The organism is Pseudomonas sp. (assembly GCF_037994325.1).
In the GTDB taxonomy this organism is placed as follows: Bacteria; Pseudomonadota; Gammaproteobacteria; order Pseudomonadales; family Pseudomonadaceae; genus Aquipseudomonas.
This window is the reverse complement of record NZ_JBBNAH010000583.1, coordinates 1-16,548: the sequence shown is the minus strand read 5'-3', so window position 1 is coordinate 16,548 and position 16,548 is coordinate 1. Positions and strand designations below refer to the sequence as shown.

The 16,548-nt window shown below is 58.5% G+C and carries 15 protein-coding genes; 2 read left to right on the top strand and 13 right to left on the bottom strand.

Features of this window, described 5'->3' with window-relative positions; all coding sequences use genetic code 11:
• The 8 genes from AAAB16_RS19575 to ppsA form a co-directional block, all read right to left on the bottom strand.
• A partial coding sequence (locus tag AAAB16_RS19575) for an OmpA family protein (protein ID WP_340664832.1) occupies positions 1–817 on the bottom strand: 817 nt, incomplete at its 3' end.
• A 108-nt stretch (positions 818–925) separates the two neighbouring features.
• On the bottom strand, positions 926–1,516 hold the full coding sequence (gene sigX / locus AAAB16_RS19570; protein WP_340664831.1) for an RNA polymerase sigma factor SigX: 591 nt from the start codon (positions 1,514–1,516) through the stop codon (positions 926–928).
• Positions 1,517–1,609: 93 nt separating this feature from the next.
• Positions 1,610–2,434: a mechanosensitive ion channel domain-containing protein gene (locus tag AAAB16_RS19565; protein WP_340664830.1), complete on the bottom strand. Its 825-nt coding sequence runs from the start codon at positions 2,432–2,434 to the stop codon at positions 1,610–1,612.
• Positions 2,435–2,436: 2 nt separating this feature from the next.
• Entirely contained in the window at positions 2,437–2,682 is a 246-nt protein-coding gene (locus AAAB16_RS19560; protein ID WP_340664829.1) for a CrfX protein, read from the bottom strand.
• 53 nt (positions 2,683–2,735) lie between these two features.
• Complete coding sequence (locus tag AAAB16_RS19555; protein WP_340664828.1) at positions 2,736–3,731, bottom strand: zinc transporter ZntB; 996 nt, start codon at positions 3,729–3,731, stop codon at positions 2,736–2,738.
• An 81-nt stretch (positions 3,732–3,812) separates the two neighbouring features.
• Positions 3,813–4,301: a ribonuclease E activity regulator RraA gene (gene rraA, locus AAAB16_RS19550; protein WP_340664827.1), complete on the bottom strand. Its 489-nt coding sequence runs from the start codon at positions 4,299–4,301 to the stop codon at positions 3,813–3,815.
• Between the two features lie 99 nt (positions 4,302–4,400).
• On the bottom strand, positions 4,401–5,399 hold the full coding sequence (locus AAAB16_RS19545) for an alpha/beta fold hydrolase (protein WP_340664826.1): 999 nt from the start codon (positions 5,397–5,399) through the stop codon (positions 4,401–4,403).
• A gap of 145 nt (positions 5,400–5,544) precedes the next feature.
• Positions 5,545–7,926: a phosphoenolpyruvate synthase gene (gene ppsA / locus AAAB16_RS19540; RefSeq protein ID WP_340664825.1), complete on the bottom strand. Its 2,382-nt coding sequence runs from the start codon at positions 7,924–7,926 to the stop codon at positions 5,545–5,547.
• 195 nt (positions 7,927–8,121) lie between these two features.
• Here ppsA and AAAB16_RS19535 point away from each other — a divergent pair, with 195 nt between their 5' ends.
• Together AAAB16_RS19535 and AAAB16_RS19530 are read left to right on the top strand one after the other, a co-directional pair.
• A complete protein-coding gene (locus tag AAAB16_RS19535) occupies positions 8,122–8,940 on the top strand; it encodes a pyruvate, water dikinase regulatory protein (RefSeq protein ID WP_110618553.1) in 819 nt (272 codons plus the stop codon).
• Between the two features lie 16 nt (positions 8,941–8,956).
• On the top strand, positions 8,957–9,601 hold the full coding sequence (locus tag AAAB16_RS19530) for a LysE family translocator (protein WP_340664824.1): 645 nt from the start codon (positions 8,957–8,959) through the stop codon (positions 9,599–9,601).
• A 183-nt stretch (positions 9,602–9,784) separates the two neighbouring features.
• Here the strand turns inward: AAAB16_RS19530 and prpF are convergent, their stop codons facing one another.
• From prpF to AAAB16_RS19505, 5 genes are all read right to left on the bottom strand, one after another.
• Positions 9,785–10,972, bottom strand: a complete 1,188-nt coding sequence (prpF, locus tag AAAB16_RS19525) for a 2-methylaconitate cis-trans isomerase PrpF (RefSeq protein ID WP_340664823.1) — start codon at positions 10,970–10,972, stop codon at positions 9,785–9,787.
• Between the two features lie 107 nt (positions 10,973–11,079).
• Entirely contained in the window at positions 11,080–13,692 is a 2,613-nt protein-coding gene (gene acnD, locus AAAB16_RS19520) for a Fe/S-dependent 2-methylisocitrate dehydratase AcnD (protein ID WP_340664834.1), read from the bottom strand.
• 14 nt (positions 13,693–13,706) lie between these two features.
• Entirely contained in the window at positions 13,707–14,870 is a 1,164-nt protein-coding gene (prpC, locus tag AAAB16_RS19515; RefSeq protein ID WP_340664822.1) for a 2-methylcitrate synthase, read from the bottom strand.
• Positions 14,871–14,951: 81 nt separating this feature from the next.
• Positions 14,952–15,836, bottom strand: coding sequence for a methylisocitrate lyase (gene prpB, locus AAAB16_RS19510; protein ID WP_340664821.1), 885 nt, complete (start codon positions 15,834–15,836; stop codon positions 14,952–14,954).
• Positions 15,833–16,537, bottom strand: a complete 705-nt coding sequence (locus AAAB16_RS19505; protein WP_340664833.1) for a GntR family transcriptional regulator — start codon at positions 16,535–16,537, stop codon at positions 15,833–15,835. The genes prpB and AAAB16_RS19505 overlap by 4 nt, the downstream gene beginning before the upstream one ends.
• Between the last annotated feature and the right edge of the window lie 11 nt (positions 16,538–16,548).

Genomic DNA, 16,548 nt, shown 5'->3' with positions numbered 1-16,548 from the left:
CTTCAACAGTGGTGGAGGTTGCTGGGTATTGCTTCATGAAGTCAGCCAGGTTTTTGATATCGCCATAGCTTTCTTCTTTGACTTTCGATTTGTCGAAGTCGAATTTCACGTCCAGTTCAACGCGAACAACTTCAGCAACAGCTGGGCAGCCGTCAGCATCAACAGTTACGTTGGCAGCGGTGCCTGGGCACTTGTCGACGTTGTCGCAAACACCGTCGTTGTCGCTGTCGGAGCAAACTTCTGGAGCTGCAGCAGCTGCTACAGGCTCAGCAGCTTTTTTGCCGCCGCCGAAGTTAACGCCGATACCAACGCTTGGCGCCCACTCGGTGTCGCCTTGGTCGATGTTGTACTGAGCTTCAACGCCGGCACGGGCGTAGAAGTTTTCGGTGAAGTAAACTTTTGCACCGCCGCCCAGGTTGGCGAAGGTGGAACCGTTACGACCACCACGGCCGTTCTGGCCAATGCTCTGATCCGAGAAACCAGCCGAAACGTACGGGCGAACTACGTCGCCTGGAGCGTTGAAGTGGTACAGAGCGTCGAGAGCGGTGTTCGAGCCTTTGATGTTACGGCCGTCGTCGCTGCGAGCGTTGTGCACTTCGTCGTAGCCAAGGCGCAGTTCAACGTCGTCGGTCAGGAAGTAACCGATGGAACCGCCGAACAGGTTGCCGTTGTTTTTGAAGTCACGAGCGCTGTCGAACATTTCTTTCTTGGCGAAGCCTTCGACTTCTACTGCGCCTTGGCCTTGGGCCAATGCTTGAAAAGAGGAAGCAGCGATCAGCGAACCGATAACAACGCCCAGTGTGTTCTTAAATTTCATCCGTAAATCCCTATCTTGGTGGTCAGTAAGTTGTCTGACAAACGCAAGACAACTCAGGCGGCGATTCTAACAGGAATCGCCTGGTCGGTTAGAGGTATTTCACCCCAACTAAGTTTCGGCTATTCCCGAAAATTTTTCCCGCAGTCGGTCGAGCGCTCGTTTATATCGCATCTTGGTTGCACTTAAGCCCATGTGCATGATGTCGGCAATCTCTTGAAACTCAAGCTCTGCGACAAATCGCAGCACCAGAATTTCCCGATCAATCGGGTTCACATGCACCAGCCAACGGTCCAGACCGCCGGGTTCTTGGGCCACAGGCGCTTTTTCTTCGGAAGCTTCTTCCAAAGGATCCAAACTAAGTGCGTCTAATAAACGTCTTTTTCGACGCTCTTTACGGTACTGCGTAATGCATTCGTTGTAGGTAATGCTGTATAGCCAAGTCTTGAACTTAGATTTGCCTTCGAAATTCTTCAGGCCATATAAGACTTTCAACATTACTTCTTGACAGACGTCATCCGCGTCCCGGTCATTTCCGAGATAACGCGCACAAACGTTAAATAAGGTGCGCTGGTAACGCCGCATTAGCTCTTCATACGCCCGCGTAATATGGAACAACTCCACATGCGCACGCGCCACCAGCTCCTCATCCGAGAGCTCGCGGGGGTCATAGCGGGAAGATAGCGATTGAGCTTTATTCAAAACGAGTCGGGCCGGCAGTCTGGTGAATAGCCGCCACAGCCCTGAACCTCAGGCTGTTCAAGATGGCGGCATACATTAGCAGGGATTGGCGTATTAGCGACTGCTCACCCGTTGCTCAAGAATGTCTCGGTTGGCCAGCGACACGAGCTCGCCGTCATCGGTCAGCAAGGTGGTTTTCACCGTGCCGATCTCTTCAATCTGCCCTTCCACGTCGCCGACCTTCAGTTGCTGCCCAACCTCGTACAGCTCACGTACATAGATGCCAGCCAGAATCTGTGCAGCGATGTCGCGGCTTCCCAAGCCCAGCGCCAGCGCAACGGCCAGGCCGACCGAGATCAACACGATGGCAATCACGTTATTGAGCAGGTCGGTTTTGACTTCCAACTGGCCGATAGCCACAGAAATACTCAGGATGATTACCAAGCCTTGAGCAACGCGCGCCAGGCCATTGGCGTAGTCCAGGCCAACACCATCGGCGGCGCTGCGTACCAAGCCGCTGACCAACTGGGCCAGCAAGATGCCGATCACCAGTACCAGCGCTGCGCCGAATACCTTCGGCAGGTAAAGCGCCAGCACGTCCAACGTAGCGGAAACGCGCTGCAGCCCCAACGATTCAGCAGCAGAAACCAGGAAAACGAGAAGAACAAACCAGTAAACAATTTTGCCGATCAGCGCCGACACGGGCACTTGGATACCCGCACGCCCAATCAGTTTGGTCAGGCCAGTGCCGGCCATCAGGCGATCAAGGCCGACTTTACCGAGCAGCTTTGAGAGGAGGGTGTCGAGCAACTTGGCGACGACAAAGCCGAGCAAAACCAGAATCAGTGCAACGAAAAGGTTAGGGATGAACACTGCAACCTTGGTCCACAGCGCAGCCATTGCCTCTTTGAGGCTTTGGGTCCAGAGATCGAGTTCCATGTTCAGTCAGCCTTATGGTCAGTACGGGCGGAAGAGGTGCGGCGGGATACCGGAGAGACGTGGTCGGAGCCATTGTTGACCGCGATCATCAGCGCTTCGAGGCAGCGCCCCATAAGGCCGAACAGATCGCCGGCACCTACTTGGCGGTTAGCGGTTTTTAATACGCGCCCAAGGGTTGCGTCATCGTCGTGGCTAGTGGCCGAGGACTTGAGCAAATCTCGCAGGGATTGTTCGAATGGATCGTGCATGCGCACCTCAGGATTTCTCAGGGCTAGACGCGGCGGTTTTTTGCCAAGTCACATCAAACCCAACGCAATCGACGAAAAAGCCACCATTGTCCCAGCGCAACCGAGGCCATTAGCCCACAAGCCACCAGGAACCCATAGGGGCTTTCAGAGCCGGGAATACCGCCGACGTTGATACCCAGCAGGCCAGTAAGAAAGCTCATTGGCAAAAAGATGCCGGTGACAATACCAAAGCGGTACATGGTGCGGTTCATCCGCTCGCTCATGCGCCGGCTTTCGGTTTCCAGCACCAGGCCGACCCGCTCGCGAATCAGCTCTAGCTCTTCCAGGTAACGGGTCAGGCGGTTGTTCAATTCATTCCAGTAATCACTGTCGTCATCGGCAAACCAGGCCAACTTATTGCGCGTCAGCTGCCCGAAAATATCCCGCTGCGGCGCCAAAAACCGGCGCAGGCCGGCAGCGCGGCGGCGGATATGCAGCATCTGGCCATGCTCGGGAGTAAAACGCTCATCAGCGTCGGCTTGCTCTTCCTGGCTGTCGACCAGATCAGACAAGTCGCTGACCAACGCATCGACCTTGCCGGTCATATGCTGGGCCAGGTAGAGCATCAGCTCGGACGAGGTTTTCGGCCCCTTGCCTGCTTCCAGCTCAGCGATCAAATCTTCGGTGGCGTGCAGCGGGCGCAAACGCAGGGAAATAACGCGCCGGGCCGCCGCGAAGATGCGCACCGAAACCATATCTTCCGGCTCGGCACCTGGGTTCAGATTCACTCCACGTAAAAACAACAACAGTTCATCGTTGGGCAGCGGCAGCAAACGCGGGCGGGTATTTTCTTCCAGCAAGAGGTCGCAGCTGAACTCATTAAGCCCGCTTTCATCACGCAGCCAGGCGTGGGTTTGCGGATGGCCGCGATCCCAATGCAGCCAAAGGCTTTGCTGCGGTTGCAGTTGCACGTCATCCAACTGCTGGCGGGTCAGCGAACGGGCGCCGCCCCCACCATCCAACACATAGGCATGCACCAAGCCCCACTGTGCGTTGTCTTCTTCGTGCATTCCCTCTCCTTTATAAGGCGCTGCGCCAGATAGCAAAAACCCGACTGACGCCGGGCTTGTGCGGGCACACACAATAAAGCGTTAGGCCGGCATCGTCAGCGGCTCTGGCGAAATGATGATGCCGTTGTTGTCGGCATACACGTACTCACCCGGGCGGAAGGTCACGCCGCCAAAGGTCACGACCACGTTAAGGTCGCCAATCCCGCGCTTGTCGGTTTTCATCGGGTGGGTGGCCAGGGCCTGCACGCCGAGGTCGGTCTGGGCAATGACGTCGACATCGCGGATGCAGCCGTAGATCACCAACCCTTCCCAACCATTTTTGGCGGCTTTTTCCGCGAGCATATCGCCCAGCAACGCACGGCGTAGCGAACCACCACCGTCCACCACCAACACCTTGCCTTTGCCATCCAGGTCGACCTGGCCCTTAACCAGCGAGTTGTCCTCAAAGCACTTGATGGTGACGATCTCACCGCCAAAGGAATCGCGGCCGCCGAAGTTGCTAAACATCGGCTCAACCACCTGCACCAGCTCCGGGTAGGCGTCGCACAAATCGGGAGTGACGTATTGCATGGGGAAAACTCCTGGATGGGGTTAAAAGGAACCGCTTAATCAGCGTTCTAAACCGGCATTGGCGCCATCTTAGCCCCGTCGACGTGACGACGAAACGTTCTATACCGCTGGTTCGCGCTCTGACTCATCGGTCTGGTGCGCGGCCGGCAGCTGCAAGTGACGCAACCAATACTCGGCCAACGGCCACACCTCGGCTTGCGCCTCTTTGCTCACCAGCATTTCGACATGGCCAAAGTCGTCGCTAAAGCCCTGTTTCTTGCCCAGGCACAGGAAGCTGCGCTGCGCGGAACCGAATTGATTGAGCAGTTGGCGGCAGCCCCAAGCCGGATCTTGCAGGTCGCCATCGGCACCTACCGCGAGCACCGGCACGCTGACCTCCGCCAAGCCCTTCCACCAATCGCTTTTCTTACCTTCACCAAAGCGGCCAAACAGACCATGCCAGCGCAAGCTTTCCAGCGCCAGGCCGATCGGCTCATCTTCTGGGCCACGCTTAAGGCGCGAACCGGATAGCACTTCAAAACGTTTAAGAAGGAGCCGACTGCCCCACTCCACCGGCGGAATTTTCAGCGGCCAGTACACGCGACTGATCTGGCTGCCAAACATCGCCACCGAGGCCACGTGCGCTTCGTCCAGATAATGCCCGCCCAATGCCGCCGCCAGTGTGATGCCGCCCAGGGAATGGCCGATCCAGTGCGGTGCCTGGCCGGTTTGCTCATGCACAAAGGCGGCAATTGCCGGCAAATCGTAACGGGCGTAATCGGCCACGCGGTTTTTGCGGTAGTCGATATTGCGCGGCGACAAGCCGTGGCCGCGCATTTCCGCGATCCATACATCAAAACCGGCGCGCGCCAGGTATGGGCCCAGACCAATGCACTTGGGGGAATACCAGAAGCGTCGATTGGAGAAACTGCCGGGGATCAGAATCACCGGTACGCCACGCTCTTCACCGTGGTCGACCATGCCCAAGCGGGTCAGGGCCAGCTCAACGCTGAAATCGGGGCTGTTGGAGGGTTTGAGACGGTATACGTCCTCGCTGAGGTCGCCGCGAAATTCGGCGCTCATCAAGGCTACGGGGAACAGTTCACTGCTACTTTGCATTCGACTTAACTGGCAGAAAAAGACTTGCAGAAAAAAGGGCGGAATAGACCCGCCCTTTTTTGTGTTTTTTTTTTGGGCTTCGCATTGCCCAACCCAGCCTACGTTTCCGTGAGCTGGGTTAAGCGCGACGAAACCCAACACTGGCTCAAGACTGCTGCGGAATCTGCGCTTCAGCCAGGAAGAACCAGGTTTCCAGCACGGAGTCCGGGTTCAACGAGACGCTTTCGATGCCCTGTTCCATCAGCCATTTGGCCAGGTCCGGATGGTCCGATGGGCCTTGGCCACAAATGCCAATGTACTTGCCGGCCTTGTTACAGGCCTGAATGGCGTTGGACAGCAGCTTTTTAACCGCCGGATTACGCTCATCAAACAAGTGGGCGATGATGCCGGAGTCGCGATCCAGGCCCAGGGTCAGTTGCGTCAGGTCGTTGGAGCCGATGGAGAAGCCGTCGAAGAATTCGAGGAATTCCTCAGCCAGAATGGCGTTCGAGGGCAGCTCGCACATCATGATGATGCGCAGGCCATCCTGGCCACGGGCCAAGCCGTTGGCGGCGAGCAGGTCAATCACCTGGCTGGCTTCGCCCAGGGTGCGTACGAACGGCACCATGATTTCAACGTTGGTCAGGCCCATCTCATTGCGCACTTTCTTCAGCGCACGGCATTCCAGCTCGAAGCAGTCGCGGAACGACTCGCTGATATAACGCGAGGCGCCGCGGAAGCCCAACATTGGGTTTTCTTCTTCCGGCTCGTAGAGCTTGCCGCCGATGAGGTTGGCGTATTCGTTGGACTTGAAGTCCGACAAACGCACGATCACTTTTTTCGGCCAGAACGCAGCGGCCAAGGTACTGATGCCCTCAACCAGCTTCTCGACATAGAAGCCAACCGGATCGTCGTAACCGGCGATGCGCTTGTCGACGCTGTCTTTGATGTCTTGCGGCAGGCCTTCGTAGTTGAGCAGCGCCTTGGGGTGCACGCCGATCATACGGTTGATGATGAACTCCAGACGCGCCAGGCCGATACCGGCGTTGGGCAACTGGGCAAAGTCGAACGCGCGGTCCGGGTTGCCGACGTTCATCATGATTTTGAACGGCAGATCAGGCATGGCATCAACCGAGTTGGTGCGCACGTCAAAGCCCAGCTCGCCTTCAAAGATAAAACCGGTGTCGCCTTCGGCGCAGGAAACGGTCACGCCTTGGCCATCAACCAGAACCTGGGTGGCGTTACCGCAACCCACTACCGCCGGAATCCCCAACTCACGGGCGATGATCGCGGCGTGGCAGGTACGGCCGCCACGGTTGGTGACGATGGCGCTGGCGCGCTTCATCACCGGCTCCCAGTCCGGGTCGGTCATGTCGGAAACCAACACGTCGCCTGGCTGAACCTTGTCCATTTCCGATACATCGTTGATCACGCGCACTTTACCGGCGCCGATCTTCTGGCCAATGGCGCGCCCTTCCACCAGCACTTTGCTGGTTTCTTTGAGCAGGTAACGCTCCATCACGTTGGCGGTGGTGCGGCTCTTAACGGTTTCCGGACGCGCTTGAACGATGTACAGCTGGCCGTCGTCGCCGTCTTTGGCCCACTCGATGTCCATCGGGCGGCCGTAGTGTTTTTCGATAATCAGCGCTTGCTTGGCCAGCTCGGTAACTTCGGCATCGCTCAGGCAGAAACGGGCGCGGTCGGCACGGTCGACGTCGACGGTTTTCACCGACTTGCCGGCTTTGGCTTCGTCGCCGTAAATCATCTTGATGGCTTTGCTGCCCAGGTTGCGGCGCAGAATCGCCGGGCGGCCTGCTTCCAGGGTTTGCTTGTGAACGTAGAACTCGTCCGGGTTAACCGCGCCTTGCACCACGGTTTCGCCCAGGCCGTAAGCACCGGTGATAAACACTACGTCACGAAAGCCCGACTCGGTATCCAGCGTGAACAGCACGCCGGCCGTGCCGGTTTCCGAACGCACCATGCGCTGCACGCCAGCAGACAGGGCCACCAACTTGTGGTCAAAGCCTTGGTGTACGCGGTAGGAAATGGCGCGATCGTTAAACAGCGAGGCGAACACTTCCTTGGCCGCACGAATGACGTTTTCTACGCCGCGGATATTCAGGAAGGTTTCTTGTTGGCCCGCGAAGGAGGCATCTGGCAAGTCTTCGGCAGTGGCCGAGGAACGTACCGCAACCGCCATGTTCTCGTTGCCGTTGGCCATGGCGGCGAAGGCAGTGCGGATTTCAGTATTAAGACGCTCAGGGAATTCGGCTTCCATGATCCATTGGCGGATCTGCGCACCGGTTTTGGCCAGGGCATTGACGTCATCAACGTCCAGGGCGTCGAGCGCCGCGTGGATTTGCGCGTTGAGGCCGCTCAGTTCAAGGAAGTCACGGTAGGCTTGGGCGGTGGTTGCGAAACCACCTGGGACCGAGACGCCAGCGCCTGCGAGGTTACTGATCATTTCGCCGAGGGATGCGTTCTTGCCCCCCACGTGCTCCACATCATGGACGCCGAGCTTATCGAGGGAAACTACGTATTCAGCCAAGGTGATCTCTCCACTAACGGTGTTGGACTAGCTCAGACCCTATTTACTCTCACCCGTTGCTGCGTACTGATTGCAGCCCTGAGTGACGGTGGCCTGGCCCTGGAAAATAAGTAACAATGCCAACCGGCATGGCTTCGATCAAAAGGGGGCCTATGATAGCCAAGAATCATCCTTAGCTTAAGGCCCTCGGTGCAAATGAAACGAACCGCTTTCTTCATCTCCGACGGCACCGGCATTACGGCCGAAACCCTCGGCCAAAGCCTGCTGGCGCAGTTCGAGAACATCACTTTTCACAAGCTCACGCGCCCCTACATCGACACCGTGGAAAAAGCGCGGGCGATGGTACAGCAAATCAACAATGCGGCCGAGAAAGACGGCGTGCGGCCGATCATCTTCGACACCATCGTTAACCAGGACATCCGCGACATTCTGGCTAAGTCCGACGGTTTCATGATCGACATTTTCTCGACCTTCCTCGCCCCGCTCGAACAGGAACTGACGTCACACTCCTCCTATTCGGTGGGCAAGTCTCATTCCATCAGTCACAACTCCAACTATATGGAGCGTATCGAGGCGGTGAACTTTGCCCTCGATAACGACGATGGCGCCCGCACCCACTACTACGACAAGGCCGACCTGATTCTGGTCGGTGTGTCGCGCTGCGGTAAAACCCCCACTTGCCTCTATATGGCACTGCAATATGGCATTCGTGCGGCCAACTACCCGCTGACCGAAGACGACATGGAGCGCCTGCAACTACCCAACGCGCTCAAGCAGTACAAAGACAAGCTGTTCGGCCTGACCATCGACCCCGACCGCTTGACCGCCATTCGCAACGAACGCAAGCCCAACAGCCGTTACGCCAGTTTTGCCCAGTGCGAGTTCGAAGTGCGTGAAGTCGAACAACTGCTGCGCCGGGAAAACATTCCGTACATCAACTCCACGCATTTTTCCGTGGAAGAAATTTCCGCGAAAATCCTCGTGGAAAAAGGCGTTGAACGCCGCCTGAAATAACCCCCTGGACACCGCCATGACCCTGATGGACTGCGTTGTTTTTGTCCCAATCGCCATGTTGATCGCCCTGACGCCAGGACCGAACAACTTCTGTGCCCTGAACAACGGCATTCGTCACGGGGTGGGCACTGCAGTCATCGCCACGGTTGGGCGTGCGGTGTCCTACGCCATCTTTCTAACCATTTCCGCAGTCGGTTTGGGCGCCATGTTGCTCGCCTCGGAGACCGCGTTTACCGCCCTTAAATGGGTCGGTGCCTTGTACCTGCTGTACCTCGGTATCCGTACCTGGCGCAGCCGTGAATTTTCTGGCCTTAACCTGGCTGAAAGCAGCGTAGCAGACGCTGCCGCTCCCAACCGCAGTGTGACCAAGCTAATACTGCAAGAGTTCCTGGTAGGCATCAGCAACCCGAAGGCTATTTTGCTGTTCGCCGCCATCTTCCCGCAGTTCATCAAACCCGACCTGCCTCCCACCGACCAATTTATCTACCTCGGCGGCACGTACCTGCTGGCCGAGTTTTGCGCCTCGGTGGTGTACGGGTTGTTTGGCCGGCAGATTCGACGCCTGATCAAAACGCCTACTGGTGCTCGCCGCTTAAACAAAACCACGGGTGCGTTTTTTATGGGCGCCGGTGGCGTGCTGCTGAGTACGACTCAGCATTAAGGAAAAACTCCCAACTTTTTCCGCTGAGATTGTGCTCGCAGCGCCCCTCACCCTAACCCTCTCCCCGGAGGGGCGAGGGGACTGATCTGAGGTACGGTCAAAAACTCTGCTACCCACCCCACGATTAGCTCCCCTCTCCCGCTTGCGGGAGAGGGGCTGGGGGTGAGGGCAGCGATTCAGACCTTAAAAACTATCCCCCGGCACTCGCACGAATCCTTCCATCAACACCCGCGCACTGCGGCTCATAATCGCCTTCTTCACCACCCATTCACCGTTTTCCTCGGTCGCCTCAGCGCCCACACGCAAGGTGCCCGACGGATGGCCAAACCGCACCGCCGTGCGCACCCCTCCGCCAGCCGCCAAATTCACCAAGGTGCCGGGAATCGCCGCCGCCGTACCAATCGCCACCGCTGCCGTACCCATCATGGCGTGGTGCAGCTTGCCCATGGACAGCGCGCGCGCCAGCAGGTCAACATCGCTGGCCCGCACGGTCTTGCCGCTGGAGGCCTTGTAGTCTTTCGCCTGTGTCACAAACGCGACCTTGGGCGTGTGCTGACGGGTCAACGCCTCTTCTGCGCTTTTGATCAGCCCCATGCGCAATGCACCCGCTACACGAATGGCCTCGAAACGCGCCAATGCCTCGGGGTTGCCGTTGATGTCCTCCCGCAGCTCGGTGCCTTGGTAGCCAATGTCTTCGGCATTCACAAATACCGTGGGAATACCGGCGGTGATCATGGTCGCTTTAAAGGTGCCAACGCCCGGCACCTCTAGATCATCGACCAGGTTGCCGGTGGGAAACATTGAGCCGCCCTCCTCGCCGTCATCGGACGGGTCGAGAAACTCCAGGACGATTTCCGCCGCCGGAAAGGTCACCCCATCCAGTTCAAAGTCGCCGGTTTCCTGCACCTGGCCATTGCTGACGGGCACATGGGCGATGATGGTTTTGTGGATATTGGCCTGCCAGATGCGCACCACGCACACGCCGTTTTGCGGAATGCGCGAGGGGTCAACCAACCCGGCATGCAGGGCGAACGCACCGGCGCCGGTGGACAGGTTGCCGCAGTTACCGCTCCAGTCGACAAAGGCTTTGTCGATGGAGACCTGGCCATAGAGGTAATCCACGTCGTGATCCGGCTGGGTGCTTTTCGACAGGATCACGCATTTGCTGGTGCTCGACGTGGCGCCGCCCATGCCATCAATTTGCGCCGAGTAAGGGTCGGGGCTGCCGATCACGCGCATAAACAGGCGGTCGCGGGCGGCGCCTGGTACTTGGCAGCTTTCAGGTAAGTCTTGCAGGCGAAAGAACACGCCTTTACTGGTGCCGCCACGCAGGTAGGTGGCGGGGATTTTGATTTGCGGAGCGTTAGCCATGACTAGGTCCTGAAATATTCGCTGCTGCGTAGGGTGTGCTGTGCGCACCATTGCGTTCTTGGTGAGACCGCTTGGTGCGCGCAGCACAGCCTACGGAGCAAAAGCCTCTAAACCGCTACCGTCGCTTCCAGGAAGTCCTGGGCGAAACGTTGCAATACGCCACCGGCTTCGTACACGGAGAGTTCTTCGGCGGTGTCCAACCGACAGGTCATCGGTACTTCCAGGCGCTCGCCGTTTTTCCGGGTGATAACCAGGGTCAAGGTGGCGCGGGGTTTACGCTCGCCAATCACGTCATACAATTCGGTGCCATCCAGGCCCAGGGTCAGGCGGTTGGTGCCAGGTTTGAACTCCAGCGGCAACACGCCCATGCCCACCAGGTTGGTGCGGTGGATACGTTCGAAGCCTTCAGCGGCAATGGCTTCTACCCCAGCCAAACGCACGCCCTTGGCCGCCCAGTCCCGCGACGAGCCTTGGCCATAGTCAGCGCCGGCAACGATGATCAAAGGCTGCTTGCGTTCCATATAGGTTTCGATGGCTTCCCACATACGCGTGACCTTGCCTTCCGGCTCAATGCGCGTCAGCGAACCCTTCTTCACCTGGCCATCAACCACGGCCATTTCATTTACCAACTGCGGGTTGGCAAAGGTGGCGCGCTGGGCGGTGAGGTGGTCGCCCCGGTGGGTGGCGTAGGAGTTGAAGTCCTCTTCCGGCAGGCCCATTTTCGCCAGGTACTCACCGGCGGCGCTGTCCAACAGAATGGCGTTGGACGGCGACAGGTGATCGGTGGTGATGTTGTCTGGCAGCAGCGCCAGCGGGCGCATACCGGTCAGGGTGCGTTCACCAGCCAAAGCACCTTCCCAATACGGCGGACGGCGAATATAGGTGGACTGCGGGCGCCAGTCGTACAACGGGCTTTCCGCTTCGGCAAAGGTGCCCAGGTCAAACATCGGAATGTAGATCTGGCGGAACTGTTCAGGCTTCACCGAGGCGGCGACGATGGTGTCGATCTCCTCATCGCTCGGCCACAGGTCTTTAAGGGTGACCGGGTTGCCTGCGTGGTCATGGCCGAGCACGTCCTGCTCAATATCAAAGCGCACGGTGCCAGCGATGGCATACGCGACCACCAGCGGCGGCGAGGCCAGGAAGGCCTGTTTGGCATACGGGTGGATGCGGCCGTCGAAGTTGCGGTTGCCCGACAACACCGCAGTGGCATACAGATCGCGGTCAATGATCTCTTGCTGAATCACCGGGTCCAGCGCGCCGGACATGCCGTTACAGGTGGTGCAAGCATAGGCAACGATGCCAAAACCCAATTGCTCCAACTCAGTCAGCAAGCCGGCATCTTCCAAGTACAACTTGGCGACTTTCGAGCCCGGCGCAAACGAGGTTTTTACCCATGGCTTGCGTTGCAGGCCCAAGGCATTGGCCTTTTTCGCCACCAGCCCAGCCGCCACCACGTTGCGCGGGTTGGAGGTGTTGGTGCAACTGGTAATGGCCGCGATGATCACCGCGCCATCGGGCAGCAGGCCTTCGGCCTCTTCCACTTTCGACGCCGCCAACATCGCTTCGCCGGCAATACCGCGTTCCTGCAAGGCCGAGGTCGGCAAGCGCTTATGCGGGTTGCTCGGGCCAGCCATGTTGCGCACCACGGTGGACAAGTCAAACGTCAGCACCCGCTCGTATTCAGCGGTCACCAAGGCGTCGGCCCATAGCCCAGTGAGCTTGGCGTACTGCTCAACCAACGCCACCTGCTCCGGCTCGCGGCCAGTGAGCTTGAGGTAGTCGATGGTTTGCCCGTCGATATAGAACATCGAGGCGGTGGCGCCGTATTCCGGGCACATATTGGAGATGGTCGCGCGGTCGCCAATCGACAGGCTGTCAGCGCCCTCACCAAAGAACTCGACGTAGGCGCCCACCACCCGCTCCTTGCGCAGGAATTCAGTGATGGCCAAGACGATATCGGTAGCGGTGATGCCCGGCTGGCGCTTGCCAGTGAGCTGCACGCCGACGATATCCGGCAGGCGCATCATCGACGCGCGGCCGAGCATCACGGTTTCCGCTTCCAGGCCGCCGACACCAATGGCGATCACGCCCAAGGCATCCACGTGCGGGGTGTGGCTGTCGGTGCCGACGCAGGTGTCGGGGTAGGCCACGCCGTCACGCGCCATGATCACCGGGCTCATTTTCTCCAGGTTGATCTGGTGCATGATGCCGTTGCCGGCCGGGATCACGTCGACGTTTTTAAAGGCGGTTTTGGTCCACTCAATAAAGTGGAAACGGTCTTCGTTGCGGCGATCTTCAACGGCACGGTTTTTTTCGAATGCGTCCGGGTCGAAGCCGGCAAATTCAACCGCCAACGAGTGGTCGACGATTAGCTGGGTCGGCACCACCGGGTTGACCTTGGCTGGGTCGCCGCCCATGTCGGCAATGGCATCACGCAGGCCAGCCAAATCGACCAACGCGGTCTGGCCAAGAATGTCGTGACAGACCACGCGCGCCGGGTACCAGGGGAAGTCGAGGTCGCGCTTGCGTTCAATCAGTTGCTTGAGCGAATCGGTGAGCATGGCCGGGTCGCAGCGGCGCACCAATTGCTCGGCCAATACACGCGAGGTGTACGGCAGCTTGGCGTAGGCGCCAGGCTCAATGGCATCCACGGCTTCGCGGGTGTCGAAGTAGTCCAGCACGCTGCCGGGCAGGTTTTTGCGGTATTGGCTGTTCATTTGGATGCTCATGGTTATGGGCGATCCTTGAGCGGCACAAACTTGAGGTCTTCAGGGCCTGTGTAGTTGGCACTCGGGCGGATGATTTTGCCGTCGATACGTTGTTCGATCACATGGGACGACCAGCCGGAGGTGCGCGCAATCACAAACAGCGGCGTAAACATCGCGGTGGGCACGCCCATCATGTGGTAGCTCACGGCGCTAAACCAATCGAGGTTGGGGAACATCTTTTTGATGTCCCACATGATGGTTTCCAGGCGCTCGGCAATGTCGAACATCTTGCTGTTGTTTTGCTCAGCCGACAGCTCGCGGGCCACTTCTTTGATCACTTTGTTGCGCGGGTCGGAAACGGTGTACACCGGGTGACCGAAACCAATCACCACTTCTTTCTTCTCCACGCGGGCACGGATATCGGCCTCGGCTTCGTCCGGGTTGTCGTAGCGTTTTTGAATTTCAAAGGCCACTTCGTTGGCGCCGCCATGTTTCGGGCCACGCAGTGCGCCGATGGCGCCAGCGATGCACGAATGCATATCCGAGCCGGTGCCGGCGATTACCCGCGAGGTAAAAGTGGAGGCGTTGAATTCATGCTCGGCGTACAGGTTCAGCGAAGTGTGCATGGCCCGCACCCACGACTCACGCGGCTTTTCGCCATGCAGCAAATGCAGGAAATGGCCGCCGATGGAGTCGTCATCGGTTTCGACGTCGATGCGTTTGCCGTTGTGGCTGAAGTGGTACCAGTACAACAGGGCCGAACCCAACGAAGCCATCAGCTTGTCGGCAATGTCGCGGGCGCCAGGGTGGTTATGGTCGTCTTTCTCTGGCGATACGCAGCCCAGTACGGAAACGGCTGTGCGCATCACATCCATCGGGTGAGCCGACGGCGGCAGTTGCTCCAGCGTGGTTTTCAGCGATGCCGGAATGCCACGCAGGGCCTTGAGCTTGGCCTTGTACGCGGCCAGTTCGGAAACGTTGGGCAGTTTGCCGTGCACCAGCAGGTGGGCGATTTCTTCGAAGTCGCAGCGGTTGGCAAAATCGAGTACATCGTAGCCACGGTAATGCAGGTCGTTGCCGGTACGGCCGACGGTGCACAGGGCAGTATTGCCAGCAGCGGTGCCGCTCAGTGCCACCGATTTTTTCGGTTTGAAGCCCGGCGTGGTCGTCTCTGGGGTAGCGCTCATCGCGGGTATCTCCTCATTTGATCCGGTTGGATTTCTTGTTGTGCATAAGCCGCCCAAGCGAGTGGGCGGCTCTGAATTCAGTTACTTCTTGGCGGCAAACAACGCATCAAGCTTCTGCTCAAAGGCGTGGTAGTTGATGCGGTCATACAGTTCAGCACGGGTCTGCATCAGTTCGATGACGTCTTTCTGATGGCCGTTCTGGCGAATCGAGGTGTAAACACTTTCCGCCGCCTTGTTGGCCGCACGGAAGGCGGACAGCGGGTAGAGCTGAATAGCCACACCCACCGACGCCAGCTCATCGCGGGTAAACAGCGGCGTGGCGCCAAATTCGGTGATATTGGCCAGCACCGGCACACCCAGCGCATCAACAAAACGCTTGTAGGTCGGCAAGTCGTAGGCGGCTTCGGCAAAGATGCCGTCAGCGCCGGCTTCTACATAACGCAGGCAACGCTCGATGGCAGCGTCCACGCCTTCGGCTTGGATGGCATCGGTACGCGCGATCAGGAAGAAGTCGGCATCGGTTTTGGCATCAGCCGCGGCTTTTACGCGGTCGGCCATTTCTTCGGTGGAGACGATTTCTTTACCCGGGCGGTGACCACAACGTTTGGCGCCAACCTGGTCTTCAATGTGCGCGGCAGCGGCGCCGGCCTTGATCAGGTTTTTGATCGTGCGTTCGATGTTGAACGCGCTGGGGCCAAAGCCGGTGTCGATATCCACCAGCAGCGGCAGGTCGCACACATCAGTGATACGGCGCACGTCGGTGAGCACGTCATCCAGGGTGTTGATGCCCAAGTCCGGCAAGCCCAGGGAGCCTGCGGCCACGCCGCCACCGGACAGGTAAATAGCTTTAAAGCCGGCACGCTTGGCCAGCAATGCATGGTTGGCGTTGATCGCGCCGATAACCTGCAACGGCGATTCCGCAGCAATGGCGGCGCGGAAACGTTGACCTGGGGTGTTGGAACTCATGCTTCACCTCGTGCTGTGGAGTCGGTTTTGCCGGTGTAGTGGCGTTCGATATTGCGTTTGGACGCGGCGATATGGCGGCGCATTAGCAGCTCAGCCAGTTCGCCGTCCCGTTCGGAAATGGCGTCAAGAATGCGGTGGTGCTCGGCAAAGGCATGCCGGGGGCGATTGGGCGTGGCGGAGAACTGCAGGCGATACATGCGCACCAATTGGTACAGCTCGCCGCAGAGCATCTGCGCCAGGGTTTTATTGCCGCTGCCCTGAATAATTCGATAGTGGAAGTCGAAGTCGCCTTCCTGCTGGTAGTAGCCAACGCCGGCCTGAAACGCCGCATCGCGCTCGTGCAAATCCAGCACCGCACGCAGCTCATCAATCTCGGTTTGGCTCATGCGCTCAGCCGCCAGGCGACAGGCCATGCCTTCCAACGATTCGCGAATTTCGTAGAGCTCAATCAATTCGGCGTGGCTAAGCGACACCACACGGGCGCCGACATGGGGAACCCGCACCAGCAGCTTTTGCCCTTCCAGGCGGTGAATGGCTTCGCGCAGCGGGCCACGGCTAATGCCATAGGTGCGGGCCAACTCTGGCTCGGAGATCTTGCTACCCGGCGCAATATCGCCCTGCACGATGGCCGCCTGGATACGGCGAAAAACGTGCTCAGAGAGCGTTTCTGAATCTACCGGCGTTTCGATGACGTCTTGCATAGTGTCGACAC

Coding starts and splice junctions, on each gene's coding strand:
- AAAB16_RS19545 (WP_340664826.1), bottom strand. CDS start 5,399: ATGCAAAGTAGCAGTGAACTGTTCCCCGTAGCCTTGATGAGCGCCGAA.
- AAAB16_RS19565 (WP_340664830.1), bottom strand. CDS start 2,434: ATGGAACTCGATCTCTGGACCCAAAGCCTCAAAGAGGCAATGGCTGCG.
- acnD (WP_340664834.1), bottom strand. CDS start 13,692: ATGAACAGCCAATACCGCAAAAACCTGCCCGGCAGCGTGCTGGACTAC.
- AAAB16_RS19555 (WP_340664828.1), bottom strand. CDS start 3,731: ATGCACGAAGAAGACAACGCACAGTGGGGCTTGGTGCATGCCTATGTG.
- rraA (WP_340664827.1), bottom strand. CDS start 4,301: ATGCAATACGTCACTCCCGATTTGTGCGACGCCTACCCGGAGCTGGTG.
- AAAB16_RS19505 (WP_340664833.1), bottom strand. CDS start 16,537: ATGCAAGACGTCATCGAAACGCCGGTAGATTCAGAAACGCTCTCTGAG.
- AAAB16_RS19560 (WP_340664829.1), bottom strand. CDS start 2,682: ATGCACGATCCATTCGAACAATCCCTGCGAGATTTGCTCAAGTCCTCG.
- AAAB16_RS19530 (WP_340664824.1), top strand. CDS start 8,957: ATGACCCTGATGGACTGCGTTGTTTTTGTCCCAATCGCCATGTTGATC.
- prpF (WP_340664823.1), bottom strand. CDS start 10,972: ATGGCTAACGCTCCGCAAATCAAAATCCCCGCCACCTACCTGCGTGGC.
- prpC (WP_340664822.1), bottom strand. CDS start 14,870: ATGAGCGCTACCCCAGAGACGACCACGCCGGGCTTCAAACCGAAAAAA.
- prpB (WP_340664821.1), bottom strand. CDS start 15,836: ATGAGTTCCAACACCCCAGGTCAACGTTTCCGCGCCGCCATTGCTGCG.
- AAAB16_RS19535 (WP_110618553.1), top strand. CDS start 8,122: ATGAAACGAACCGCTTTCTTCATCTCCGACGGCACCGGCATTACGGCC.